A 24795-nucleotide genomic window follows, 5' to 3' on the forward strand; every position below is an offset into this window, starting at 1 on the left:
CCGCCCTCCCACCGGCAGGGCGGGAGAGCGGAGCCGAAGGGCCGTGGGCCGGGATCAGGCGGCCGGGGCCGGGAAGGTCGGGTACTCCACCCCGGAGACATACTGGACGACCCGGACGACCTGGCAGGAGTAGCCGAACTCGTTGTCGTACCAGAGGTAGAGGATCGCGTTGTCGCCCTCGACCTTGGTGGCGCCCGCGTCGACGATCGAGGCGTGCCGTGAGCCGATGAAGTCGCTGGAGACCGCGTCGGGGGCGGTGGTGAAGTCGATCTGGCGCTTCAGCGGCGAGGTCAGCGACACCTGGCGAAGGTGGTCGAGAACGTCCTCGCGGGTGGTCTCGCGCGCCAGCTGCAGATTGAGGATCGCGATCGAGACGTCCGGCACCGGGACCCGGATCGAGCTGCCGGTGATCGTCGCCTCGAGGTCGGGCAGGGCCTTGGCGACGGCGGACGCGGCACCGGTCTCCGTGATGACCATGTTGAGCGGCGCCGAGCGGCCACGGCGGTCGGACTTGTGGTAGTTGTCCAGCAGGTTCTGGTCGTTGGTGAACGAGTGGACCGTCTCCACATGGCCGCGCAGGACGCCGTACTCGTCCGCCATCGCCTTCAGCGGCGGGACGATCGCGTTGGTGGTGCAGGAGGCGCAGGACAGGATCTGCTCGTCCGGCTTGATCGAGTCATGGTTGACGCCATGGACGATGTTGGGGACGTCACCCTTGCCGGGAGCGGTCAGCACGACCTTGGCGATGCCCGGGCGGAGGTGGTTCGACAGGCCCTCGCGGTCGCGCCACCTGCCGGTGTTGTCGATGAGGATGGCGTCCTTGATGCCGTACGCCGTGTAGTCCACCGCCGCCGGGTCGTCGGCGTAGATCATCGCGATCTCGTTGCCATTGGCGATGATCTTGTTGTTCGCCTCGTCGACGGTGATCGTGCCGTGGAACTGGCCGTGGATGGAGTCACGGCGCAGCAGCGAGGCGCGCTTGACGATGTCCTGGCCCGCGCCCTTGCGGACGACGATGGCGCGCAGCCGCAGCCCGTTGCCGGAGCCGGACTTCTCGATGAGCAGCCGGGCGAGCAGCCGGCCGATGCGGCCGAAACCGTAGAGGACGACGTCGCGCGGCTCCCGGCGCTCGATCTTGTCGGGGCCCGTGGCGCCGGCGACCGCCCGGGCGGTGAAGTCCGCCACCGACAGACCCTGGTCGTCGGCCTTGTAGGTCGCCGCGAGCATCCCGATGTCGATCTGGGAGGGGCCGAGGTCGAGCGTGGTGAGAGCCTGAAGGAACGGGAACGTCTCGGTGACCGAGAGCTCCTCGCCGGCTATCTGCCGGGCGAATCGGTGGGTCTTGAGGATGCTGACCACCGACTTGTTCACCAAGGAGCGGCTGTGGAGCAGGACCGTGACGTCCCGCTCCCGATGCAGCTTCCCGATGATCGGGATCATCGACTCCGCGATCTCCTCGCGGTTCTTCCAGTTGGTGAACGAGTCCTCGTTGACAGTCACAGGCGCATCTTTCGAGCTAGGCGGTGCTCATATGCTAACCCGTGGCTCTTTCGGCTCTTCAGGCGGCGTCGTCGCCGCGGGACACCCTCATCCGGGACACGGCGCAGCGGCACCCGGCCAACCCCCTGCGGGCAGCAGCGGATTCGCCGCGCCGTGTCGCCTGCCGGTCCCGTCGGCCCCTGTCACCGCTCGGCAGCGTCGACGGGGACGCCGAGCGTACGGGCCAGACCGGCCACCGCCTCGTCCAGACGCTGCAGATGCCGCAGCACCCGGTCGGTGACCCGGTCGTACCGCGGCGCTCCCAGAGGACCCGGCTTCAGCAGGGACGCGATGCTGGGCCCGGTCTCGATCCGGGCGGTGCTCTGCTCGTCCGTGACATGCGCGGCGATCGCCTCGATGTTCCCGACGATGCGGCGCCCCGCTCCGCGCAGCCGGGGATCCGCCGCGATCGAGGGCTGCTCCGGCAGCAGTTCGGCGGTCGCCGCCAGCGAACGCGCGTGATAGGCGCAGGTCTCCAGCAGCGCGACCACATGGAGGACGGTGTTGCGGCGGGCCCGCAGGGGAGTGATCGGATGGGTCAGGGGGCGGGTGGAGGTACGCAGATCACCCAGCGCCCGGTCCAGCTCGCGCGCCTGGTCGAGGAGGTCGGCCCAGGGCCCGCCGCTGAGCTGGTCCACCGCGGACTCGGTGACCCGGGCCAGCCGGGACACCACACTGACCAGGAGTTCGTTCGTACGGCGATCGGTACGGACCGGCAGCACCAGTGCCCCCGCGACGATCCCGCAGGCCGCCCCCAGAGCCGTCTCCTGGATGCGCAGCACCAGCACGGCGGGGCTGTAGGAGTTGAGGAGGGTGTACAGCAGGCCCAGCATCGCGGTGACGAAGAACGACATCAGGGTGTAGGACAGCGGAGCCGTGTAGAACATGGCGAAGATGAACAGCAGCACCAGGGCGAACGCCGTCCAGGTGTGATGCCCCACCAGCCCCGCGAGCCCGATCCCGGAGGCCACCCCGAGGACGGTTCCCAGCAGCCGGCGGTAGCCCTTGACCAGGATCTCCCCGGTGGACGCGGTGTTGATGAACACGATCCAGCAGGTCAGCACCGCCCAGTACCAGCGGTGACTGGACAGGAACTCACCGCCGACGATGGCGAGCGCCGAGCCCACGGCCACCTGTACGGCCGCACGGGTGGTGGGGCGGTCGAGACCGGTGCGTTCCTCCTCGCCCGGGTGCGCCTCCTCGTCGGCGCTGATGGCGGCGTTCTCCGCGTCCAGCTCCTCACGCGAGCGGGTGGTCGCGGGGCCCTCGTCCGACTCGTCCTCGGTTCCGCCCAGCGCGATCCGCAGGCCCAGGACCGCGTGCGAGGCCTCACCGAGCCCCCGGAAGACGTCCTGGACGGCGGTGGGCGCGTCCGGAAGATTCTCCTCCTCCCGGTAGCCGAGCAGCCGGTTGCGGACCCGGGACAGCGAGCCCCCCGCGTGCTGTGCGACCGGCCGCAGCACCATCAGCCGCAGCGCCTCGAGGTCACGGCGCAGCCTGGCGGTGATCTCGTCCGGCTCCGCCAGCGGGCCGCCCGAGGGCAGCGGGGCCCCGGGCAGATGCAGGGTGAGGGTGTCGGCCCGCTCGGCGCTGCGCGCGGTCAGCAGCAGGAGCCCCAGCCGTTCACCGGCGATCTCGGCGTCGGCGATGCGACGCTGGATGAGCCGGGCCGTCGTCTCGTCGGCGGTGCCCTGCTCCAGCCGTCCCTGGATCATCATCGCGGACTCGTGCAGCGCCGCGGTCCTGCGGCGGACCGCCTCCAGCGCCTTCTCCCGGTCTTCCGGGCCGGCGTCGACCAACGCCGTCTGCGCCTGGATCAGCTGTGCGAGCCGGGCCCGGAAGGACCGGCGCAACCGGTCCAGGATGCCCGCCGGTTTCTGCGGGACCAGCGCGAAGCGCACCACCGCGCTGGACAGGAAGGCGAGGGCGATCGCAGCGTACAGACCCGGCAGCGCGGGCGGGGTCGCGCCGACGAACAGGGAGAGGAAGTACATCTGGAAGCCGATCAGCCCCAGCGCCGTACCTCGGTCGCCGAAGCGGCGGCTGTAGACGGCGCTGAAGATCAGCAGGATGAAGAAGACGTCCCCGGCCACCAGATGGGGGTTCAGGAGCGCGCCCAACGACACCGAGACCAGCGCCACGGGCAGGCCCAGCGCCAGGGTCACGGCCTGCCGGGACGGCTGCTTCTCCCGGATGGCGAAGGTCGCGACCATGGCCGACATGGCCGCCGCCACCAGATGGGGCACATCGGCCCGCAGCAGGCCCAGCACCGCCAGGGCGAGCGCGATGGCGGCCACGGTGCGCAGCCCGGCCGTCAGGCGCAGCAGTCCGGGGTCCGACGCCGCGATGCGGTCCCGCAACTCCGCCCGCGCCTGTCGACCCGCGACCCTCACCGTGCCGTGCTCTCTCCCGTGGTCCGATTCCCGCTCCAGCATCGCACGAGCCGGGCCGAACACCGGGCCGGTGACGGCGCGGGCCCCGCCGGGGCGTCGACGGGACGGCACCGGACGGCACGCCCCGCAAACCGCACCGCCGGGCCGGCCACCCGGGCGGAGGTACGGGGCCACCCCCGCGGCGCAGTCCGGCGGGCCGTGCGACGGACGGCACGGAAAGGCTCGGGGAGGAAGCCACCTCTCGCACGAAGGACGTCCATGAACGCCATCCGTCGTTCCCGCTCCCCCCGCACGACCGCCCCCGCCCCCCGCCACATACCCCTGCACCGTGTCTCCGTGCTGCTGGCCGCCGTCGCGCTCGTCGCGGCGGGCCCGGCACTGGCCGCCCCGGCGGACGCCGCCGCCCCCAAGGCGGTCTGCGGCGACCCCGCGGTGGACCTCGAACCCGTCGCCCAGGCATTCCTCGACAAACTCGCCGCCGCCGGCGGCCCGCCGATACAGATCCTCACCCCGGCCGCCGCCCGTCAGTCCCTGCTGAACCTCCAGGCCGCCTACCCGGTCTCCAAGCTCCCCGCCGACATCACCACCCGCACCGTCCCCGGCGGCCCCACCGGATCCGTCTCGATCCGCATCGTCCGACCGCACGGTGTGAGCGGTCCGCTGCCCGCGGTGATGTACTTCCACGGCGGCGGCTGGGTGCTGGGCGACGCCTCCACCCATGACCGGCTGGTACGGCAGATAGCCGTCGGCGCCAGGGCCGCGGTGGTCTTCGTCGACTACACCCGGTCGCCCGAGGCCCGGTATCCGGTCGCCAACGAGCAGGCCTACACCGCCACCCAGTGGGTCGCCCGGCACGGCCGTGAGATCGGCGTCGACGGCTCCCGGCTGGCCGTGGCGGGTGACAGCGTCGGCGGCAACATGGTCGCCGCGGTGACCCTGATGGCCAAGGAGCGCGGCGGGCCCAAGCTGGCCCAGCAGGTGCTGTTCTACCCGGTCACCGACGCCTCGTTCACCACCGAGTCCTACCGGCGCTTCGCCACCGGGTGCTGGCTCACCGCCGCGGGCATGAAGTGGTTCTGGGACGAGTACGCCCCCGACACCGCGGTCCGTACCCGGCCCACCGCCTCCCCGCTGCGCGCCACCGAGGCCCAACTGCGGGGCCTGCCCAGGGCGTTGGTCATCACCGACAGCGACGTCCTGTCCGACGAGGGCCGCGCGTACGCGGAGAAGCTGCGCGCCTCCGGGGTGCCCGTCACCTTCACCCACTACCCGCGCATGATCCATGACTTCCTCATGCTCAACGGGCTCGCCGACTCGCAGGCCGCCAAGTCCGCGGTCGCCCAGGCCGACGAGGCCCTGCGCCGGGCCCTGCACGGCTGAGACCACGGGGTGCGGGGCCGGACCCGGGATCCCCGGGTCCGGCCCGGCGCGAGGCGCCCCGTCCGGCTGCCGGACGGACGCGTCGGCCGTACGACACCGTGACACCGGGTACCACCCGGCCGCCGGTTCAGGGACCGGCGAGGAGCGCCGCCACCACCTGCTCGGGGTCCCGCCCCATATGGCGCGGGAGCTGCTCGTTCCACCGCTCGGCCAGGTCGTCCAGGGCCCGGACCAGCGCCCGTCGTATCGGCCGCCGGGCCAGGGGAAGCACGAGGGCGCCGATCGGCCGCAGCAGCCGGCGGCCCCGTACGGTCATCGTGACGTGTATCTCCCAGCGGCCGTCCGCGTCGTGCGGCCGGGGCGCGGCCCCGAACTCCGCCCGCGCCCACGCATGGTCCACCCGGGCCCGGACGGGGGTGGAGGCGGGCGCCTTGCCGGTGTCCGCCGCCGTCCACCAGTCGTCGAGCCTCAGCCTGGCCCGGCCCGTCGCCCTGGACAGCGTGAGGCCGCCTTCCTGCCGGGTCTCGCCGCTCACCTCGACGAGCTGCGGCCGTTCGAGGCTCTGCCACGCGATGTCGAGGGCGAGGTGGGTGTCCACGGCGGTGATCGACTGTTCGAGCCGGGCTCCGCGCCGTCCGTCCCATTCCCTGAGGGTGACGCGGACCTTCTCGTCCGCGCTGGAAGCGTCGTACACGGCTCCCGGCCGCAGATGCCGCCCCGTCACCAGCCGGATGTCCGGCACGACCCGGCCGTCCGGCAGCAGTATCCGCTCTCCCTCGGCCCGGCTCTCTTCCGCCAGACCCACGAGCCGGGCGGCGATCCCCATGAACCAGGCGCGCGGTACGGCCGCGACGACCATCGTACGGCTGACGGTGACCATGCCGGCAGTATGGGGGAGCCGTACCTCCGCGCTCCATCCCCCGGCACGGCGGAGACCGGATCGGTATCGTGCCGGAACCCCGGATCAGGCCTTCAGATCCGCCCTGTCTCCCATGACCACGACCGGGTGCTGCCCGGGGTCGAGGGTGCGCAAGAGATACCGCATCGCCGATTCGGACAGACTCACGCACGCCGAGGTGCCGCTGCCGTGGTCCATGTGCAGCCAGATGCTGCCGCCCTTCGACTGGCCCTGAGGCCGGGTCGGGTCATTGGGCGAAGTGCCCTTGACCCGGTTGTAGTCGATGGCGATGACATAGTCGAAGTCGTGCCAGTACGCCTTCTTCCAGGTGTGGGGGGCCTGGAACGACGCCGACTTGGTGTACGGCATCCGGGTCGGCGGGGGGTCCAGCACACCGCCCGCGTCGGTCAGTGTGAACACTCCCACCGGACTGCGCTTGTCGTCCTCGTGATGGTCCGTCGTCCAGCCCTTTTTGCCGTTGTGCGCCGCCCAGGAGGCCGTTCGCTTCCAGAGGGAGCCGTGCCGGGTGTAGAGCTCGACGGTGGCGTCGGGGGAGTCCTTGCCCGCGCCGTAGACGGCGACCACCTGACGGGAATCGGCCGGTACCTGTCGCCACCACCGGTCGCCGACACCGGGGACCCGCTTCAGGCCCGCGTTCCGCGGTGGTGCATGGTCCGCCCGGTCGCCCTTGCCGGCGGCTTCCCCCCGGCCCGAACTGCCGCACGCCACCAGGGTCATGGCCAGGGCGGCACAGCCCGCCACGGCCGCCGCCCGCCTCATACCGTCTTGTCGCATGGGCTCCATCGTCGCAGCCCGCCTCCGCCGAGCGGGGACTGCCCCCGGCACCGGGGGACCGCCCACTCCCTAGAGGTCGAGGACGACCTCGGTGGTCGGCCGGCTGCAGCAGACGAGGACGGTGCCGGGCTCCGGGGGTTCGAGGGGCTCGGTGGTGTAGACGACGTCGCCGGAGACGAGAGGGGTGACACAGGTGTGGCAGACACCGGTGCGGCAGGACCAGCGGGTGGGGATGTCACAGGCTTCGGCGAGCTCGAGCAGTGAGGCGCGGGCGGGCGCCCAGGGGGTGGTGATCCCGCTGCGGGCGAAGGTGACCCGGGGGCCGGTGCCGGCGGGGCCCGCCGGCTGATGCGGCCGGACCGGGGCGGTGGCCGCGACACCGGGGGTGATGGCGGGGAGGGCGCCGAACGCCTCGGTGCGGATCCGTTCGGGCCTCACCCCGTGATCGCGCAGATACCGGCCGAGGTCGTCCATGAAGGCGGGCGGCCCGCACAGATAGACATCGGCGTCGGCCGGGACGCTCACGACGGCCGGTGAATCGGCGGTCAGACGGCCCCGGTGGACGGGGGCTCCGCCGGGCCGGAGGGCGATGTCGTCGGCCGCGGTGTAGTTGATGTACGTGTGGGCGTGGGGGAGTTGTGCCAGGAGTGCCCGGGACTCCTCGGCGAAGGGGTGGTGGGCGCGGTCATGGGCCGTGTGGATCCACCACACCGGGCGTGGGTCCCGTACCGCGGCGAGCCGGTGGAGCATGGCCAGCACGGGGGTGGCGCCGATGCCCGCGGAGACGAGGACGACGGGGCGGGTGCCGTCCTCCAGGACGAACGTTCCGCGAGGGCCGGCGGTCTCCACCAGGTCCCCGGGACGGAGCCTGGTGTGGAGATAGCCGCTGACCCGGCCGTGGGGCTCACGCTTCACACTGATGCGATAGCTGCCGGCCCCGGGCGCGGAGGACAGGGAGTAGCTCCGCACCGCGGGGGTGCCGTCCGCCATGGCGACCCGGAGGGAAAGATACTGGCCGGGCCGTGCCTCGGGCAGTGGTGTGCCGTCGGTGGAGTCGAGGTACAGGGAGGAGACTTCCGGGGTCTCCGGGACGATGCGGGTGACGCGCAGTGCCCTGAAGCCCGGCCGGCCCGGCTCCGTGCGAGGGCGGCGGTCGCCGGTGAGTTCGCGGAACGACTGCTGCCAACCCGGGCTGAGGGCGGGGATGTTGAGCGCCCGGCGCAGCTTCTCGGGGTCGCGGCCGGGCAGATAGAGCAGCGCGTCGATCTCGGCGACGCTGAGTTCCTCCGGTCCCCTTCGGGTGAGGGTGATCTCGTCACCGGCCTGGACCTGTCCCTCGGTGACGACCCGTAGGTAGAAGCCCGGCCGGTGGTGGGCCACCAGCAGGGAGGCCATGGCGGGTTCGCCCAGGCGCATGCCCACGCGATAGCAGGTGACACGGGGCTGGGTGACCTCGAACTCGGCTTCGCCGATGCGGTACCGGTCGCCGATGCACACGTCGTCGTCGGGCAGCCCGTCGACGGTGAAGTTCTCCCCGAAGACGCCGAAGGTGAGGTCGTCGCGGCCGAGTCGGTCCCGCCAGTACCGATAGGACTGCACCTGGTACACGAGGACGGCGCGCATCTCGCCCCCGTGCCCGGCCAGGTCGCCCTGGCCGTCCCCGTCGATGTTCAGCCGCCGCACCATCCGGGGGCCGTGCACGGGGGCCTTCCAGACACCGGTGTGGACCGTCCTGCCCTGCCAGGGGACGTCCTTGGGCATCCCCACATTGACGGACAGCAGCGTCGCCATGGCGATTCTCCCGCATGGATGGCTGACCGGGGGCGGTCCCTCGAGACGTGGTGACCGGCGTGCTGTGACCCGTGTGCTCCGACCGATGCTAGTGCGTGGCCGGTGCCGCCGCGATTCCGTGATCGGGCTCACCCGGCCGCGCCGTCCCGGGTGCGCTGATAGTGACGCCTGGCCTTCATCCTGTTGCCGCAGGCCGCCATCGAGCACCAGCGGGCCCTGTTGGGTTTGCTGCGGTCGAGAAGGAAGAGACGGCACTCCGGATTGGCGCACGGCCGCAGCCTGCCGGGCATGGTCTTCTGGAGCGCGCTCCAGGTCAGCACCGCCTCCACCGCCATCCGGCGCTCCTTCGGGAGGTCGAGCTCCCAGGACACCCCCGAGGGGGAGAGCTGCGGGCGGGAGACGACGCCCTCGACCAGCGGGGCCAGCGATGCCACGGGCCGTTGGCCGCGCACCACCTCCTGGAGGGCGTCGCGGGCCTGCCGGAGGTGCCGGTGCTCGTCCGTGCCGCCGCTGCCGCCGTGTGCCCGCTGCCAGGAGCTGGCGGCTTCCGGATCCGCCAGCAGGTCCTGGGCCACCCCGGCGATCACCGGTGTGGTGTTGAGCAGGTCCAGCAGCGCTTCCTGCCGCTCCCGATCGGTCATCGTCGCGCCCCTCTAACCGTGCTGCCTCGCTTGACAGGTTACCTGCGGGGATCGACCGCTGCCGCGAGCCGGCGAGGCCGGCTGCGCTCGCCGACGGGCCCCCACGGGCGGAGGCTGAAGGGGGAGATCGACGTACGCTGCCGCTAACCGTCAAAATCGCCTTGACTGGTTAGGTGGGGTGTGGTCGACTGTCTTCATAACCACTCATCTACTCTAGAAGGGTTAGAGGCGTGATCCCCACGGTCCATCACCGCACCGCCACCGTCGACGGCCTCGATGTCTTCTACCGGGAGGCCGGCGATCCCCGGGCGCCCCATGTGGTACTGCTCCACGGCTTCCCGACGAGCTCGCACATGTTCCGTCATCTGATCCCGGCGCTGGCCGACCGGTACCACGTCGTCGCCCCCGACCACATCGGCTTCGGTCAGTCGGCGATGCCCGCCCCGCAGGACTTCCCCTACTCCTTCGAGGCCCTCACCCGGATCACCTCAGGTCTGCTCCGGCAACAGGGCGTCGACCGCTTCGCGATGTATGTGCAGGACTACGGCGCGCCCATCGGCTGGCGGCTCGCGCTCCAGGCCCCGGAGCGCATCACCGCGATCGTCACCCAGAACGGCAACGCCTATGTCGAGGGCTTCGTCAAACCCTTCTGGGACGTGGTGTTCGCCTACGCCCGGACGCCCGGCCCCGACACCGAGGCGCCGATGCGGGACGCCCTGACCGTCGGGAGCACCCGGTGGCAGTATCTGAACGGAGTTGCCGACCCCAGCCTGGTCAGCCCCGACAACTGGGTCCACGACCAGGCACTGCTGGACCGGCCGGGCAATGACGAGATCCAGCTCACGCTCTTCCGCGACTACCCGACCAATGTGGACCTCTATCCGCAGGTCCAGCAGTACTTCCGCGATTCCCGGGTTCCGCTGCTGGCGGTCTGGGGCGCCAACGACGAGATCTTCGGCCCCGCAGGCGCGGAGGCGTTCGGCCGGGACCTGCCCGGTGCCGAGATCCATCTGCTCGAATCCGGCCACTTCGCCCTGGAGAGCCACCTCGGCACCATCACGGACCACATCCGCGACTTCCTGGGCCGCACCCTCACCTGACGCGCGGGGCCGGCCCGTCCCCGGAAGGAGCCCCCCGCTCGGCGCTTTGGCGGGTGCCGTTGTGTTCAGCCGTGCTGTGCCGCCGCTGCGGCGAACAGGACGGCCGCCGCACCGAGGACGACCAGGTGAAGCGCCCCGGCGATCCACAACCGCAGCCCCATCAACCCGCCACCTGCCAACACCGCCGCGCAACCGCTGATCCATGCTCCGCGACGTGCGGCTTGGGCGGTCTGTATGCCGGAGGATCCGAAGTCGTCACCGGAGAACAACACATGCACTCCGAGCCAGACGACAAGCATCGCTGACACCGGAAGAAGGGCCACCGCGATCCCGAGATCCACCCACACCGAAAGACGCCGCATGCAGTCCACCATGCCGCCCCCGAGGCAGATGCGACTGAGTACGCGTACTCATCTTGGCAGTGTCCGGCCCTGAGGGGGTGACTTGGGACCCGGAGTGATAGGCGTCGACGTCGTCCGGGGTGACATCGCGCAACCGCACGGTGGTTCTCCTCTCCCGCCCCTCAGGGGCCTTCCGTGAGTTCGGTCGACGGTTGGGGTGATGGAACGTCCACCGGCGGTATCCAGGGTGACATGTCCGGGGGCCGGCTCCAGGTCTCGGTGGGGTGCGGCGTGGGGGCGAAGGGCCCGGCGTGGTTGTGCATGAGGAGCAACACCAGGGCGGCGAAGCCGAGGCTCAGCACGATCAAGGCGCGGCCCACCGGGTTTCGGGGGTTGTAGACGTAGCGGTTCGTTCCCCACTTGCTCCGCTTGAACACGGGCTCTCTGTCGTCGTCATGCACAACGGGATCCTAAGTCGGCCAGTTATTGCAAGCGACTTGCAATTGCGGGTAGTAGGCAACATGCTGCATTGGCTCTTACTGCCGCCTCCTGCATCCCCGCCCCTTGACGCCCAGAACGCGGAGCCATGTCATGACCCCACTGCTGCCGGCCGCCGGACCGCAACGCGTCATCGCCGTCTCGAACTTCGTCTACACCATCGGCAGCGGCCTCTATCTCACCGCCGGGGTGCTGTACTTCACTCAGGCGGTCCGTCTCCCGGCAGGTCAGGTGGGGTTGGGACTCGGTATCGCCGGTCTTGTCTCGCTGGCGCTGGGCATCGCCGTCGGTCATCTCGCGGACCGGCGCGGAGCCCGGGGTGTCTATGCCACCACCCTGGTCGTCCAGGCGCTGGCCACCGCCGGGTTCGTCCTGGCCGACAGCTTCGGCACGTTCGTCCTCGCGGTCTGCGTCGCCACCGGCGCGAAGGCGGCGGGACTGGCCGCGCGTTCCCCACTGATCAGGCATTACGGAGGTGAGCGGCCCCAGGAGTTCCGGGCCTATCTCCGTGCCGTGACCAATGTCGGCATCTCCCTCGGCGCACTGCTGGCAGGCTGGGTCGTCCAGGTCGGCACCCACACCGCCTACCAGCTCATGGTCATCGGCAATGCGGCGGCTCTCGCGGCCTCCGCGGCCGTTCTGGTGCTTCTGCCGTCGATCGCGCCCATGGCCACCGCCGGCGGCCCTCGCTGGATCGCGCTCCGGGACCGGCCCTACCTTGTGCTCACTCTCATCGACGGCGTCATGGCCGTCCAGTTCAAGGTGCTCACCGTGGCCCTGCCGCTGTGGCTGTTCGCGGCCACCAGCGCACCACGCTGGCTCGTGTCGGGCACCATGGTCACCAGCACCGTCATCGTCGTGGTGTTCCAGGTGCGGGCCAGTCGCGCCGTGGACTCCCCCTCGGCCGGCGGAGCGGCCTACCGCCGGTCCGGTGTGGCCTTCCTGGCCTCCTGCTCGCTGATCTCGCTGGCCGCGGGGATTCCCGCCCCGCCGGCCGCGACACTGCTCATGGTCGCGGTGGTGATCCATACCGTCGGCGAGCTGTGGCATTCCGCGGCAGGTTTCGAGGTGTCCTTCGCTCTCGCCCCGCAGCACGCCACCGGGCAGTACCTCGGCGTGTTCGGCCTGGGAGCCGGGCTGGCCGAGGCCGTGGGGCCCTGGCTGCTGATCTCGCTCTGCATCACCTGGGGCCGACCCGGTTGGTACGTCGTGGGAGCCCTGTTCACCCTGACCGGCCTGGCGGCGCCGCCTGCGGTCCGTTGGGCGCAACACCGCCGGCAAGGGGGCCAGGTCGCCTCGCACGGGCGTCGCCGGAAGGGACTTGCTCCGAACGCGTCCCAGTCCTGAACGCCGACGGCCGGGCCGATGTGCGCCGGTACGCCACCACCGGCAACACCCGGCCCGGAGCCTCCATCGGTTGAGCCCCGGACGACCGGCGTGGGGGCCGGTCCCGGGCGAGCGCCGGTTACTCGGCCTGCTCGGACCGGGCCTCGTCCTCGGCCGACGGGGCCTTCTGCTCGGCCGCGGTGGGGGTGGTGTAGAAGACCGAGGTGCCCTGCTTGGTCCGCTGCGCCTGGTTCCTCGCCACCAGTCCTTCGAGGGTGGTGCGTACCACCGTGGCCTTGACGTTGCGCTCGGGGTGGGCCTGGCCCAGTGCGGTGGCGACCTCCGCCGCGGAGCGCGGTTCCCTCTGCTCGGTGAGATGGCCGCGGACGAGCTCGACCAGCGTGGGCAGACCCCCCTTCGCGGGCGCGTCCTTGACCGCGCCCTTGGCCGCCTTGCCCGTGGTCCTCGTGCCCGGCTTCTTCGTCGAGGGCTTCCTGGCCGACGGCTCCTTCGCGGCCGGCTTCTCAGGGGTCGTGTCAGCCGGGGCGCCGGTGACCTTCTTCGTGCGCGACTGCTTCTCGGCGACCGGCTCGTCGGAGGTCTTCTTCCGAGGCGTGGGCACGCTGGCCCGGTCGGGGACGGCCGCAGCGGGCACCGGTGCCGGTGAAACACCCAGCGCCTGCAGAACATTGACCAACACCGAGTGATCGTGCTGCAGGGTGACCAACTCCTCCTGCAGAGCGGCGATCTCCTGGCCGACGCGTTCCTGTTCCTTGATATTGCGTTCGAGATCGCCGGTCACCTGAGCAGCGTACTGAGACGTCAGTTCGGTGGTGGCGGTCGTGCTTTCCGGCATGGTGTGGACCTTTCTCCGCGGGCCGGCATGGGGATGCCGGCCCAGTCATCGGGAACCGTTGTGGGCAGCCCGGCATAGAGATACTACGAATGAGTGGAGTCCGAAGTTTCTCTCGAGTCATGACTTTTGCTCGACTTGAGCTTCGGTCCACCCTCTCCGCAGCAGGTCGCACAGCGTCTCAGGAACGTTTGAGTGACATGAGATGGGCGAACACCACCACATTGGCCTCATACTCATGGGCGCTGCGGTTGTAGGCCCCACCGCAGGTGATGAGCCTCAGCTGAGGGGTCGGGGCGTTCGCATAGACACGGTCGTCGGGAAATGTGGCCTTGTCGTACGTCTCGACGGAGTCGACGCTGAAACGGGCGACCTTGCCGTCCGCCCGTGTGATGTCCACCGTGTTGCCCGGCTTGAGGGTGCGCAGCAGTACGAACACCGCAGGACCGGTCTTGGTGTCGACATGGCCCACCACGATCGACGTTCCCCGTTCCCCCGGTGCGGCGCCGTCCTTGAACCAGCCGACGAGATTCTTGTTGTTCACGGGCGGCGCGTTCAAGTGACCCGAGGCCGCCAGGGAGAGAGCGGTGAACGGTGCGTCGACCCCGATCTGCGGAATCACCATCCGCGTCGGCGTCGGCCGCGGAACCACCAGGGCCGGGGGAGTCCTCGTCGCCCCGGAGGCCGCCCCCGTCGGGTCGAGGGCCGGAGGCGCGGCGAGGGCCGGGACCGGGGCCGGGGACGGGGCGACGGCGGCCGACCGGGTGGGTGGCTTGGAGTCCTGCGGACTTGCCAGTGAATGGTGGATGAGCAGCGAGCCCAGTGCCACCGCTGCGGCCGGCCACAGCAGCGCGCGGCCGGCGCCACGGGACACAGATCTGCTGTGCGGTTCATCGGGCGATGCGGACTGAGAGAGGGTCATCACACACTGCCTGTTCGTCGACTGGGGCGGTGGTCGGACTACAGCAGGCCGGACCGAGGCCGGCAGCAGGGCTGCGGCCGCGGTCGCTGTCGCCCGTCCCGGAGCAACAGCGGCCGCGACCGTTCAGCGACCGGCGAGCAAGCACCGATCAGGAACCCACTGCGGCCGACGTCCCCCGACGGCGCAGCATGTACGCACCTGTGCCCAGACCGCCGAGCAGCAGCGCCGAGCCCGCGGCGAGACCGTTGCCGGACTGCGCCAGCCCACCCCCGCCGGCCTTGACGCCGCCGCGCGGGCCGTCGTGGTGCTTGTGCTCGCGGCCGGCGTCGCTGTCTTGGTCCTCGTCTCCTGCGGCCCAGCCTTCGTCGTCGTCGGCCTTGGTCATGGCGAGGGCGCCGCCGCCGGCCCTGATGCCGCCGCGCGGGCCGTCGTGGTGCTTGTGGTGCTTGTGGTGGTGCTTGCGCTCGCGGCCGGGGTCGCCTTCCTCGTCCTCGTCTCCCGCGGCCCAGCCTTCGTCGTCGTCGGCCTTGGTCATGGCGAGGGCGCCGCCGCCGGCCTTGACGCCGCCGCGCGGGCCGTCGTGGTGCTTGTGCTCGCGGCCGGCGTCGCTGTCTTGGTCCTCGTCTCCTGCGGCCCAGCCTTCGTCGTCGTCGGCCTTGGTCATGGCGAGGGCGCCGCCGCCGGCCCTGATGCCGCCGCGCGGGCCGTCGTGGTGCTTGTGGTGCTTGTGGTGGTGCTTGCGCTCGCGGCCGGGGTCGCCTTCCTCGTCCTCGTCTCCCGCGGCCCAGCCTTCGTCGTCGGCTCTCCTGTCCTTGTGCTTGTCGTGCTCCTTGCCGTCGTGGGAAGCAGCGGCCTCCGAAGCCCGATGGTCGGCCATCGTCACGGCATGCGCGGCGGGAGCGGCAAGCGCGAAGGCCGCGGCAACCGCCGCGGAGGCGAACATGGTCCGGGTCACTCGCATCAGGGGGTGTCCTTTCGCCGCCACCGCGAAGGCCGGCACCTCGCCGGCACAGCGGAGTCGCAGTAGCAACGTGATCACCCTCAACCCGATCACCGCCTCCGACCACCGCAGGACACGACAACGGAGCCCGCCGCTACTCTTTTGGAGTGTCTCCAGGCTGAAAATCCACCCGGTCGGCAGCCCCCCGAACAGCCAGCACCGAGCACCGCGAACACCGTGTCCCGAGCGACACCGAAAACGCCGATCAGCCGTTCCCGCAAGGGCGATGACGTCATATCAGGTTCTCCGGGAAGCCGATTCCGGAGCAGATCGACGGCGACTCCGCCCCTGTTCGAGCGGGCGAACTGACGAACGACCAGCAGACCCGGCGACGGCCGTTGTTACCGAAGAGATGGGCGTTTCGTGCAGCAGTTGCAAAACGGGAAGGGAGAGAGGGGCACGAGGCGAACACGTTCGACGCGCCCTGTCCCGTGAGCCCGGCGGGCCCCAAGTGGGACTTTCCGTAAGGGAGTTCGCGGATGCACGGCCGTTGTCGAGGCCGACGTCGGCACCCTGCGCCGAAAGCGGGCGATCCGCAGGGGTGCCGGACCGTCAGGAGCGCCGCCGGATCGGGAGAACTGCCTGGTCGCGCCGGGGGGAGGAGGCGCATATGTCGGCGCGGGCACCTAGAATCTGCAACCGCTGCCGTCCCGCGCCGCGGGCACCGACATCGGAAGGTCGTAAGTGTTTCAAGAGGTCCCCATATACGCGCAGCTCGTCAAGGAGCTCGGCGATGTGCCCGCACAGACACGTCGCGACGCCGAGCAGATCAGCAGTGACCTGGAGACGGCGATGCGTCCGCTGCGCGCACTCGTCGGCCGTCTACCCGGCAGGGGTGGGCAGGGGACTGCGCCCGGCTCAGCCTTGTAGGAATCGGTCCGGACCGCGTATGACGTCGGACGGGTCCGGCCACATGGTGCCGCTGCCGCACCGGGTACACCGGGAGACGGAGAGCGCACCCCTCGGCACGCGGTTCATTGCCCGTGGCCACCGATGACGGCCCTGGTGTGCCGGGGCAGCACGCCGGGCGCCTCCGGTGAACCATCCGGTTCGCCGGGGGATCGTGCACAGGGGAGACCTGCACATCGGGCGGCACCTCGCCGGTAGAGGGCGGCTGTGGCACTCTCCCCCCACACTTCGCATCGGCGAACCGGTGCATGGCGACACCCGTCACCGGCGGACCCGCGAAGGACGCGGGCAGATCGGCCCCTGACGAGCGTGCCCCCTGCCGCGCGTCCGACAGGAGACAGGGGCGGGGCGGTTCACGACCTGCGGTCCGGGGCCACCAGCAGCGCGCCGGTGCGGGGGTGCCGGAACACCTCGACGGGCTGGTCGTAGACCTCAGTGAGAAGGCGCGCGGAGAAGATTTCGGACGGTGCCCCGTCGGCGGCGACCCGACCGCCGTGCAGGATCGCGACCCGATGCGCGTACGCGGCCGCCAGGCCCAGGTCGTGCAGCACCACCACCACCGCGTCCCCGGCTCGCGCCCGGTCACGGCACAGCCGCAGCACCAGTTCCTGATGACGCAGATCGAGCGCGGCGGTGGGCTCGTCGAGCAGCAGCAGCGGAGCCTGCTGGGCCAGCACCCGGGCGAGCGCCACCCGGGCCCGCTCGCCACCGCTGAGCGCGGAGAACGGTCGTACGGCGAAACCGGTCACCTCGGTCCGTGCCATGGCCTCGGCCACCACCGCCTCGTCCTCGGCGGGCGTGGCGGAGTGCGGTGCCCGGCCCATCCGGACCACCTCCTCCACCGTGAAGGGGAAGGAGAGCGTCGCGCTCTGGGGCAGGACGGCGCGGCGCAGGGCGAGTTCGGGCGCCGACCACTCCCGGGTCGGACGCCCATGGATGCGTACGACCCCTTCGGAGGCCGGGAGATCGGCGGCCAGGGCGCCCAACAGGGTCGACTTCCCGGCCCCGTTGGGGCCGACCAGGGCCAGTACCTCGCCCGCCCGGACGGTGATGCCGACCCCTCTGAGCACCTCGCGGGCGCCGAGGCGGACATGCAGGGACTCGGTCTCGGCCAGCACCTCGCCGGGCAGCGGCCGGGGCGGGGGCACGGAACGTGAACGCGGCAGTCTCATGCCCAGCCTCCCTGCCTGCGCCGGGTGCGGCGCAGCAGCCAGAAGAAGAACGGGCTGCCGACCAGCGCGGTCAGCACACCCAGCGGAAGTTCGGCCGGGGCGGCGGCGGTCCGGGCCGCCAGATCGGCCGCCAGCAGCACCAGCGCGCCGAGCAGCGCACTGCCCGGGAGCAGCAGACGGTGACCGGGGCCGGCCACCATGCGCAGCAGATGCGGCACCACCAGCCCCACGAAGCCGATGATGCCGGACACACTCACCGCCGCCGCGGTGAGCAGCGCGATGACCAGGACGAGCACCATCCGCAACCGCTCCACCTCCACACCCAGATGCCGGGCGGGCCGCTCACCGAGCGCCAGCAGGTCCAGCCGGCGCGCGTACCAGGGGGCCAGCGCCAGCCCGAGCGCGGCACAGGGCAGCACCGCGAGCACCTTCGGCCAGGTCGCCTGGGAGAGCGAGCCGAGTTGCCAGAAGGCGATCTGATTGACCGCGGCCGTGTCCGCGAAGAACAGGAACAGCCCGATCAGCGCGCCCGCGAAGGCGTTCACCGCGATCCCGGTGAGGATCAGCGTCACCACCTCCGTACGGCCTCCGGAGCGGGACGCCGCGTACACCAGCAGCACGGTGCCGAGCCCGGCGACGAACGCGAGGACCGAGACGGTCCAGGTGCCGAGGAAGTCCAGGCCGAGGGCGATCGCCGCGACCGCGCCGACCGCCGCGCCCGAGGAGACCCCGATGACCCCGGGTTCGGCGAGCGGATTGCCGAACACGCCCTGCATCAGGGCGCCCGCGCACCCCAGCGAGGCGCCGACGAGCAGGGCGAGCACGATGCGCGGGAAGCGCACGTTCCACAGGACGGACTCGGTGACCCGGTCCAGGGACGATCCGCCCAGACCGAGGTGATGCTGCACGGTGGTGAGCACATCGCCCACCGGGACGGGATAGGCGCCGGTTCCGGCGGCGACCGGCACCAGGACGAGCAGAGCGAGGACCAGACCCCCGATCAGCAGCCGGGCGGTGCCGTTCCTGTGGCGCGGCGGGACGGAGAGCCCGGCCTCGGCCGCCCGGTCGGGGGCCTTGTCGGCGGGTGCGCCGGCCGGCTCGCCGACGGTCTTGTCGGACACGGTCACTTGTCGGCTCCGTACAGCTGCTCCACCAGTCGCCTCAGCACCTGGTCGGTGCGCGGCCCGTAGTTGAGCAGCACACCGTCCTCGATGGACACCACCCGGCGTTCCATCCCGGCCGGGGTCTGGGCCACACCGGGAATCTTCACCAGCCCGTCGACGCCGCCGACCGACTCCAGGCCCTTGGACATGACGAGGATCGCGTCGGGGGCGGCCTTCACCAGTGCCTCGGCGGTGATGGCCGTGAAGTCCTTGGTCAGGCCCGAGTCGGCGCCGGCGTCGACCGCCCCGGCGGCCTCCAGCAGGGAGGTGGCGCCCGAGCCCTTGCCGCCGATGAGATAGAAGGAGGCGGAGCCGCGCAGATACAGGAACGCCACCCGCGGCCGGTCGCCGTCGTGCGGAACCTCCTTGCGTACGACGGCGATCCGCTGCTCGGAGCGGTCCGTCAGCTCCTTCCCCGCGGCCGGCACACCGAGGGCGCCGGCCACCGCCCGGATGCGGGGGCCCACGTCCTCGAGGCCCAGGGCCGGGGCGATCACCAGGACCGGGACGCCCGCGGCGCGGATCTGCTCCATGGCCTCCGAGGGTCCGCTGGTCTCCTCGGCGAGGACCAGGTCCGGCCTGAGGGAGAGGACGCTCTCCGCGGAGACATCGTGGTTGCGGGTGACGACCGGGAGCTTCTCCGCCTGTTCGAAGGTGGCGGTGATGTCACGGGCCACCACCCGGTCGCCGAGTCCGAGCGTGAACACGATCTCGCTGAGGCTGCCGGAGAGGGGCACGACACGGTCGGCCTTCCGGACCGTCACCCTGGTGCCGTCCGCCGAGTCCACGGTGACCGGGAGGCGGGGCCGGGGGGCGTCGGTCAGCGGCTCGACCCGGTCCACGACGGTCGTGGTGGCGGCCTCCGCGGACGTCTTCGCGGAGCCTCCGCATCCGGTCGCGGTCAGGGTCAGGGCGAGCACGGACAACAGTGCTCCCGCCATTCGTGTGCGCAAGCGTGGCACGTTCCGTTCGTTCCTCTCGATCCACTGTGGGGCATCTGCCCGGGCAAAGCTTAGGTTAGCCTTACCTTTATTCGCTACCGGCAGCCGTATCCGGAGGACCTTCCATGCCCGCGCGCCCTCGTGCCCTGGTCACCGTCTTGTGCACGGTGCTCGCCGTGCTGTGCGCGGCCGTCGCGGGAGCCCTGCTCCCGGCGTCGGCCGCCTACGCCTCGAACCGCACCGTGCAGGGCGGCCGGCTCGACTGGGGCATCAAGTCGTCGTTCCAGAGTTATGTCACCGGGCCCATAGCCAAGGGGAGTTACTCCCTCATGGGGGGCGCGGGCACCGTGGGCAGCAGCCAGTTCCGCTTCCCCTCGGCGAGGGGCACCTACGACGGTGCGACGGGCGTCTTCCAGGCGTCCTTCGCGGGCGGGGTGCGCTTCGTCGGCCACCGCCAGGACGACGGCAGCTATCAGCTGGACCTCACCCTCAGCCGTCCCACCGTCCGTATCACCGGCTCCACCGGCACGCTCTATGTGGACATCAGCAGCAAGGCGAAGGACAGCGGGGCGGTCACGACGTCCTCTCAGGTCCCCTTCGCCACCCTATCGCTGGGCGGTATCGACATGCGGGGCGACGGCAACTCGGTCGTCCTGAACAATCTGCCCGCCACGCTGACCGCGCAGGGCGCCGGCTCCTTCGCGGGGTACTACACCGCGGGGACAGCGCTGGACCCGGTGAGCCTGGCCGCGGACGTCCAGCCGGCGGCCACGGCGAAGCCCTCGCCCACGCCCTCGAAGCCCAGTTCACCGGAGCAGAAGGCGAAGAAGGAGAAGAAGGAGGAGAAGAAGGACGCTTCGGGCGGAGCGATCGAGGACGGTGCCGTCGACTGGGGTGTGCGCCGCACCTTCCGTGAATATGTCACCGGGGACATCGCCCGCGGCACATGGACCCTGTCCTCCGGCGCCCGGGACGGAGGCGCGCTGTTCCGCTTCCCCGAGGGCGAAGGCACCTACCAGAAGGGCGAACTGCACGCGCGCTTCGCGGGCGAGGTGCGCTTCACCGGCGCCCATGACCTGGACCTCGGGCTCAGCGGCATCCGGGTCACCGTCACGGACGGCGAGGGCACGCTGTACGCCGATGTGCAGAGCGGCGACTTCCACGGCAGGAAGGTGCCGTTGGTGACCTTCGCGGCGAAGGACCTCACCGCGCACAAGGGCCTCGTCCAGGTGACCGAGGCACCCACGAAGCTCACCCGTGACGGCGTCCGTGCCTTCGCCGGGATGTACCCGGCGGGCACCGAGATGGACCCGGTCTCCCTCGCCGTCGCGCTCACCGACGACGCCGAACTGCCCGCCCTGCCCGACCTGGGCAGCGTGGCCGACACCGACGAGTCGCCCGCGCCCGCTTCGGCGTCGCCGAAGACCGCCTCGGCCGAGCCGGTCGCGAGCCCCACCACGGACGACGGCGCCCCCGTCCTGCCGCTCGCCCTCGGGGCGGGCGCCCTGCTGGCCGTGGCCGCGGGACTCGGGGTCGCCGTCCGCAGGCGCCGCGCCGGCACAGCGGCCGGCGAACCCCACGAGGACTGACCCGCCCTCACCCCTGAACCTTCCCCCCGTCCGCCCGACCTCCGGGCGGACCCCACACCAAGGAGAACCACCGTCATGTCCGCCATCTCGCGCAGACCGCTCGCTCTGGCCGCCGCCGTGGCGACGGCCGCCGCCCTGGGCGCCACCGCGCTCGCCACCGCACCCTCCGCCTCCGCCGCCGCGGTCCCGCTCAGCGGCTATGAGCTGACCTGGGGGATCAAGCAGTCGTACCGCACCTATGTGGCCACCTACGCGGCCGGCACCTTCACGCCCGCGGGCGGTGCCTCGCAGGCGGAGAACAACGGCGCCTTCACCTTCGTGGAGGGCGCCGGCAGCTATGACTCCACCGCCCACACCCTCTCCCTGGGCTTCCGGGGCAGCCTGAACATCGTCTCCACGGCGCACGGCTTCGACATCACCCTGTCCGACCTGAAGTTCGACAGCGCGCTCGGCGAGATCACCGCCGATGTCACCAAGGACGGCACGACCAAGGACGATGTGCCGCTCGCGAAGGTCACCGTCACCCGCGACATGAAGGACATGGCGACCACGCTGACACCGGAGGCGGGGGACGCCCTCGGCAGCGCGAGCTACGCCAATGCGGCCGGTGACCCGCTGACGGTCGAGCAGACGACGTCCTCGCAGCCGTCGAGCCCCGAGCCGACCGGGACGACCTCACCGGAGCCCACGGATTCGTCGACCCCGGAGCCCACGGATTCGGCCACCGCGACCCCGACGGAGCGCCCGAGCGAGACCGCGGAGCCGACCGCCTCCCCGAGCGACTCGTCCTCGGCGAGTGCCTCCCCGTCCCCCTCCGAGACCCACGCGGCGACCAAGGGGGACATCGTGGACGGCACCCTCGGCTGGGGTGTGAAGGAATCCTTCCGCAGCTATGTGGTGAGCGGTGTCGCCCAGGGGAAGATCACCGTGTCCGGCGGGGCGACCCAGGCCGCGGGCAACGGTGCCTTCACCTTCGTCGACGCCACCGGCTCCTACGACACGGACGCCGACACCCTCGCCGCCTCCTTCAAGGGCGCGGTGAACTTCAAGGGCCATGAGAGCAACGGCACGTACGCCCTCGACCTCACCCTCTCCGATCTGAAGGCGAGCTTCCACGGCGCCACCGGCGAGCTGACCGCCGATGTGGCGAGCCTGGGGGAGAAGTCGCAGGACGTGGTGCTGGCCGACCTGAAGTCCGGCACGTCCGATCTGACCGCCGCGAACGACGTCATCACCCTGAAGGACGTCAAGGCGACCCTGACCGCGGCCGGGGCCGAGGCATTCAGCGGTTTCTACCAGGAGGGCACCGAACTCGACACCGTGAATCTGTCCGTCGCGCTCACCGAGGGGGCGGAACTCCCCTCAGGGAACGGCGGATCGGGCACGGCGGGCGGCTCCAGAGGCACGTCCGGCGGCGGGTCGGGCGACGGGTACGGCACGTCCGGCTCGACGAGCGGTGGCGTCACCGGCTCCGTCACGGGCGGCATCGGCGGCAGCCTCGCCTCCACCGGTGCCGGCATACCGGCGGGAGCCCTGGGCGCGGCGGCCGCGGCGACCGTGGCGGCGGGCGCGGCAGCGGTGTTCGCGATGCGCAGGCGGCGGACGGAGGCGTGATCCGTCGCCGGGACGGTCGCCCGTCCCGGCCGGGTCCATGACCGGAACGAGGCGGGGCAACTCCCGCCGGGCGGCGGGCCCGTGGCGACCCCGAGCGGTCGGCACGGGCCCGCCGCCGTGTGGTGACAGCAGTGCTCGGCCGGGCCGCGCCGGGTCCGGTCGGCCACCCCGCCGCAGGACACTCCTGCCGAGTCTCCGGGCGGGCCGGGGAACACAGGAGGCCGCCCCGGGGAACACAAGAGAGGGCCGCCCCTGGAAGTCTCTCCGGGGGCGGCCCTCGACGCGGGTCAGGCCGACAGCGGGAACTCCTCGCCCAGGGCCCGGAACACCTCGGTGTTCAGCGTGAACGCGCGCTTGCATTCCCCCACGATGCGCTGCTTCTCCAGCTCCTCCGCCGGTACCGCGTCGAGCAGTTCCCGGTAGTCACGCTTGAAGGCCGCCGGGTTGGCGATCCCCTCGAAGACGTAAAAGCGAACGCCCTCCCCCTTCTTGGCGAAGCCCCAGGTCCTCTCGGCCCGGTCCCGGATGATCTGGCCGCCGGACAGATCGCCGAGGTAGCGGGTGTAGTGGTGGGCGACATAGCCCGCCGGCCACTGCTCGGCGCACTCCCGCACCCGCGCGGCGTACGCCTGGGTCGCGGGCAGCGCGGTCAGCCCCGATCGCCAGTCCGGGCCCCGCAGATGGGCCAGGTCCTGCTCCAGCGCGGCCAGCCGGAACAGCTCCGGACGGATGAAGGGCCCGGCCACCGGATCCGACGCCAGCCGATCGGCATCGGCCTCCAGGGCCTCGTAGACGAACCACAACTGCTCGGTGTAGCGCGCGTATGCGTCCACTCCCAGCCTGCCGCCCAGCAACGCGCTCATGAAGGTCGAGGTCTCCGCCTCGGTGTGCTGCTCGTGAGACGCGGTGCGGATGAGTGTCGAGAACGACTCCATGAGCACTCCAGTGCTGAAGAGGAAGACGAAGGCCGTTCAAAGTTTGTACGGTTAGGCTTACCTAAGTCAACTGGATACCGACATGATGTCGGCAACAACGGGGAACGGTTCCCCGAGGGGCGCACGACATCGAGAGTGAGCCCTGTACGCGCCCCTGTGTGCGTAGGAAAAATGCCGCCCGTGTCGGCGGCCGTACGGCTGCGGTACCGCGTTCCCCACACTGCCCGCCTTCCAAGAAAGCAGGTCGACTGCCGTGCTGTTGCGTCTGCCCGGGTCCGTGTCCGAAGCACAGGAATGCCTGACCGAGGGGGCGGTGCCCATCGGCGGGGCGACGCTGGTCTGGGCCACCTGGCAACGCGACGGTTTCCCCGAACAGGCCATGTCGCTGCGCAATCTGCCGGAAGCCAACGCGATCGAGCCCGGGGTGCTGGGCGCGGCCGTGGTGCTGAACCGGATCGACGAGCGCGTGCCGGAGGTGCTGCGCCGGGCGGCCGCCACCATAGGCACCGGGGCGGTGCGCCGGACGGCCACCGTCGGCGGCAATCTCGTGGGCAGCTCGCTGCGCTGTCTGCTGCCCGCGGCGCTGGTCCTGGACGCCCGGGCGACGGTGCTGGGGCCGGACGCGGTCTATGAGACCGATCTGGCCGAGGTCGTGGCGAAACGTCACCTCCTGCTCTCCCTCCGCTGGCGGGAGCCGATCGCCAGTGGATACCGCAAGCTGGAGGGCGAGGCGGGCGGGCCGCCGCCGTTCGTGGTCGCCGCCGCCGTGCATGCCGACGACGGTGAGCGGCGCCGCCTTCAGGTCGCCGTCCGTGAGGGCTATGAGGTGCTCAGCGGGGGAACCCGGTGCGACCGGGACGCCGAACAGGTTCTCCATGAACTGCGCGACACGGCGATCGGGACGCTGGACGCGACCGCCTGGGCGGTGGTCCACCGGCAAGTGAGTGACCTGCTGACCCGCTCGGCCGACCGCTGATCGCACCGTCGGTCCGTCC

At 71.3% G+C, this 24795-nt stretch carries 21 protein-coding genes; 6 read left to right on the forward strand and 15 right to left on the reverse strand.

Features of this window, described 5'->3' with window-relative positions:
• Positions 1 to 54: 54 nt before the first annotated feature.
• Both CP978_RS32770 and CP978_RS32775 read right to left on the reverse strand, forming a co-directional pair.
• The gene (locus CP978_RS32770; protein WP_043447078.1) at positions 55 to 1500 is read right to left on the reverse strand and encodes a glyceraldehyde-3-phosphate dehydrogenase; all 1446 of its coding nucleotides are present in this window, start codon (positions 1498 to 1500) and stop codon (positions 55 to 57) included.
• A gap of 182 nt (positions 1501 to 1682) precedes the next feature.
• Positions 1683 to 3974, reverse strand: coding sequence for an FUSC family protein (locus CP978_RS32775; RefSeq protein WP_174498703.1), 2292 nt, complete (start codon positions 3972 to 3974; stop codon positions 1683 to 1685).
• A 216-nt stretch (positions 3975 to 4190) separates the two neighbouring features.
• On the opposite strand from CP978_RS32775, the gene CP978_RS32780 reads away from it, so the two are divergent.
• Positions 4191 to 5312, forward strand: coding sequence for an alpha/beta hydrolase (locus CP978_RS32780; RefSeq protein ID WP_079162436.1), 1122 nt, complete (start codon positions 4191 to 4193; stop codon positions 5310 to 5312).
• Between the two features lie 127 nt (positions 5313 to 5439).
• On the opposite strand, the gene CP978_RS32785 is transcribed toward CP978_RS32780, so the two are convergent.
• The 4 genes from CP978_RS32785 to CP978_RS32800 form a co-directional block, all read right to left on the reverse strand.
• Positions 5440 to 6192 (reverse strand): hypothetical protein, encoded by a 753-nt coding sequence (locus CP978_RS32785; protein WP_043447083.1) that lies wholly within the window; start codon positions 6190 to 6192, stop codon positions 5440 to 5442.
• Between the two features lie 84 nt (positions 6193 to 6276).
• Positions 6277 to 7005: a L,D-transpeptidase family protein gene (locus CP978_RS32790; protein WP_079162601.1), complete on the reverse strand. Its 729-nt coding sequence runs from the start codon at positions 7003 to 7005 to the stop codon at positions 6277 to 6279.
• A gap of 69 nt (positions 7006 to 7074) precedes the next feature.
• On the reverse strand, positions 7075 to 8796 hold the full coding sequence (locus tag CP978_RS32795; RefSeq protein WP_043447086.1) for an MOSC and FAD-binding oxidoreductase domain-containing protein: 1722 nt from the start codon (positions 8794 to 8796) through the stop codon (positions 7075 to 7077).
• A 128-nt stretch (positions 8797 to 8924) separates the two neighbouring features.
• The gene (locus CP978_RS32800) at positions 8925 to 9437 is read right to left on the reverse strand and encodes a CGNR zinc finger domain-containing protein (protein WP_043447089.1); all 513 of its coding nucleotides are present in this window, start codon (positions 9435 to 9437) and stop codon (positions 8925 to 8927) included.
• Positions 9438 to 9667: 230 nt separating this feature from the next.
• Between CP978_RS32800 and CP978_RS32805 the strand changes: the two genes are divergently transcribed.
• Entirely contained in the window at positions 9668 to 10537 is an 870-nt protein-coding gene (locus CP978_RS32805) for an alpha/beta fold hydrolase (protein WP_043447091.1), read from the forward strand.
• A 65-nt stretch (positions 10538 to 10602) separates the two neighbouring features.
• On the opposite strand, the gene CP978_RS32810 is transcribed toward CP978_RS32805, so the two are convergent.
• Both CP978_RS32810 and CP978_RS32815 read right to left on the reverse strand, forming a co-directional pair.
• The gene (locus CP978_RS32810) at positions 10603 to 10911 is read right to left on the reverse strand and encodes a hypothetical protein (protein ID WP_063839097.1); all 309 of its coding nucleotides are present in this window, start codon (positions 10909 to 10911) and stop codon (positions 10603 to 10605) included.
• Between the two features lie 149 nt (positions 10912 to 11060).
• Entirely contained in the window at positions 11061 to 11339 is a 279-nt protein-coding gene (locus CP978_RS32815; protein ID WP_052454434.1) for a hypothetical protein, read from the reverse strand.
• A 130-nt stretch (positions 11340 to 11469) separates the two neighbouring features.
• Between CP978_RS32815 and CP978_RS32820 the strand changes: the two genes are divergently transcribed.
• Entirely contained in the window at positions 11470 to 12723 is a 1254-nt protein-coding gene (locus tag CP978_RS32820) for an MFS transporter (RefSeq protein WP_052454435.1), read from the forward strand.
• 118 nt (positions 12724 to 12841) lie between these two features.
• Here CP978_RS32820 and CP978_RS32825 read toward each other — a convergent pair whose 3' ends face one another.
• The 6 genes from CP978_RS32825 to CP978_RS32855 form a co-directional block, all read right to left on the reverse strand.
• Positions 12842 to 13558 (reverse strand): hypothetical protein, encoded by a 717-nt coding sequence (locus CP978_RS32825; RefSeq protein ID WP_043447094.1) that lies wholly within the window; start codon positions 13556 to 13558, stop codon positions 12842 to 12844.
• 178 nt (positions 13559 to 13736) lie between these two features.
• Positions 13737 to 14477, reverse strand: coding sequence for a class F sortase (locus tag CP978_RS32830; protein ID WP_043447097.1), 741 nt, complete (start codon positions 14475 to 14477; stop codon positions 13737 to 13739).
• 148 nt (positions 14478 to 14625) lie between these two features.
• A complete protein-coding gene (locus CP978_RS32835) occupies positions 14626 to 15438 on the reverse strand; it encodes a hypothetical protein (protein ID WP_043447099.1) in 813 nt (270 codons plus the stop codon).
• A gap of 1301 nt (positions 15439 to 16739) precedes the next feature.
• Complete coding sequence (locus tag CP978_RS32845; protein WP_043447105.1) at positions 16740 to 17558, reverse strand: heme ABC transporter ATP-binding protein; 819 nt, start codon at positions 17556 to 17558, stop codon at positions 16740 to 16742.
• Positions 17555 to 18685, reverse strand: coding sequence for a FecCD family ABC transporter permease (locus tag CP978_RS32850; RefSeq protein ID WP_079162437.1), 1131 nt, complete (start codon positions 18683 to 18685; stop codon positions 17555 to 17557). Before CP978_RS32850 ends, CP978_RS32845 begins: the two co-directional genes overlap by 4 nt.
• Positions 18682 to 19662: a heme/hemin ABC transporter substrate-binding protein gene (locus CP978_RS32855; RefSeq protein WP_043447109.1), complete on the reverse strand. Its 981-nt coding sequence runs from the start codon at positions 19660 to 19662 to the stop codon at positions 18682 to 18684. The genes CP978_RS32850 and CP978_RS32855 overlap by 4 nt, the downstream gene beginning before the upstream one ends.
• Before the next feature lie 125 nt (positions 19663 to 19787).
• On the opposite strand from CP978_RS32855, the gene CP978_RS32860 reads away from it, so the two are divergent.
• Entirely contained in the window at positions 19788 to 21251 is a 1464-nt protein-coding gene (locus CP978_RS32860) for an HtaA domain-containing protein (protein ID WP_150478352.1), read from the forward strand.
• 75 nt (positions 21252 to 21326) lie between these two features.
• Positions 21327 to 22865 carry an HtaA domain-containing protein gene (locus CP978_RS32865; RefSeq protein ID WP_043447111.1) on the forward strand — a complete coding sequence of 513 codons (1539 nt, stop codon included), beginning with the start codon at positions 21327 to 21329 and terminating at the stop codon, positions 22863 to 22865.
• A 287-nt stretch (positions 22866 to 23152) separates the two neighbouring features.
• On the opposite strand, the gene CP978_RS32870 is transcribed toward CP978_RS32865, so the two are convergent.
• Entirely contained in the window at positions 23153 to 23800 is a 648-nt protein-coding gene (locus CP978_RS32870) for a biliverdin-producing heme oxygenase (RefSeq protein ID WP_043447114.1), read from the reverse strand.
• A 253-nt stretch (positions 23801 to 24053) separates the two neighbouring features.
• Here CP978_RS32870 and CP978_RS32875 point away from each other — a divergent pair, with 253 nt between their 5' ends.
• Positions 24054 to 24776, forward strand: coding sequence for an FAD binding domain-containing protein (locus CP978_RS32875; protein WP_043447116.1), 723 nt, complete (start codon positions 24054 to 24056; stop codon positions 24774 to 24776).
• Positions 24777 to 24795: the final 19 nt, after the last annotated feature.

This window comes from Streptomyces nodosus (genome assembly GCF_008704995.1).
GTDB classification, from domain to species: Bacteria; Actinomycetota; Actinomycetes; order Streptomycetales; family Streptomycetaceae; genus Streptomyces; species Streptomyces nodosus.

What these genes read in the sequence shown, in the direction of transcription:
- CP978_RS32775 (WP_174498703.1), bottom strand. Translation starts at nt 3,974, where the DNA reads ATGCTGGAGCGGGAATCGGACCACGGGAGAGAGCACGGCACGGTGAGG.
- CP978_RS32780 (WP_079162436.1), top strand. Translation starts at nt 4,191, where the DNA reads ATGAACGCCATCCGTCGTTCCCGCTCCCCCCGCACGACCGCCCCCGCC.
- CP978_RS32785 (WP_043447083.1), bottom strand. Translation starts at nt 6,192, where the DNA reads ATGGTCACCGTCAGCCGTACGATGGTCGTCGCGGCCGTACCGCGCGCC.
- CP978_RS32790 (WP_079162601.1), bottom strand. Translation starts at nt 7,005, where the DNA reads ATGCGACAAGACGGTATGAGGCGGGCGGCGGCCGTGGCGGGCTGTGCC.
- CP978_RS32795 (WP_043447086.1), bottom strand. Translation starts at nt 8,796, where the DNA reads ATGGCGACGCTGCTGTCCGTCAATGTGGGGATGCCCAAGGACGTCCCC.
- CP978_RS32800 (WP_043447089.1), bottom strand. Translation starts at nt 9,437, where the DNA reads ATGACCGATCGGGAGCGGCAGGAAGCGCTGCTGGACCTGCTCAACACC.
- CP978_RS32810 (WP_063839097.1), bottom strand. Translation starts at nt 10,911, where the DNA reads ATGGTGGACTGCATGCGGCGTCTTTCGGTGTGGGTGGATCTCGGGATC.
- CP978_RS32820 (WP_052454435.1), top strand. Translation starts at nt 11,470, where the DNA reads ATGACCCCACTGCTGCCGGCCGCCGGACCGCAACGCGTCATCGCCGTC.
- CP978_RS32825 (WP_043447094.1), bottom strand. Translation starts at nt 13,558, where the DNA reads ATGCCGGAAAGCACGACCGCCACCACCGAACTGACGTCTCAGTACGCT.
- CP978_RS32830 (WP_043447097.1), bottom strand. Translation starts at nt 14,477, where the DNA reads ATGACCCTCTCTCAGTCCGCATCGCCCGATGAACCGCACAGCAGATCT.
- CP978_RS32835 (WP_043447099.1), bottom strand. Translation starts at nt 15,438, where the DNA reads ATGCGAGTGACCCGGACCATGTTCGCCTCCGCGGCGGTTGCCGCGGCC.
- CP978_RS32845 (WP_043447105.1), bottom strand. Translation starts at nt 17,558, where the DNA reads ATGAGACTGCCGCGTTCACGTTCCGTGCCCCCGCCCCGGCCGCTGCCC.
- CP978_RS32855 (WP_043447109.1), bottom strand. Translation starts at nt 19,662, where the DNA reads ATGGCGGGAGCACTGTTGTCCGTGCTCGCCCTGACCCTGACCGCGACC.
- CP978_RS32860 (WP_150478352.1), top strand. Translation starts at nt 19,788, where the DNA reads ATGCCCGCGCGCCCTCGTGCCCTGGTCACCGTCTTGTGCACGGTGCTC.
- CP978_RS32865 (WP_043447111.1), top strand. Translation starts at nt 21,327, where the DNA reads ATGTCCGCCATCTCGCGCAGACCGCTCGCTCTGGCCGCCGCCGTGGCG.
- CP978_RS32870 (WP_043447114.1), bottom strand. Translation starts at nt 23,800, where the DNA reads ATGGAGTCGTTCTCGACACTCATCCGCACCGCGTCTCACGAGCAGCAC.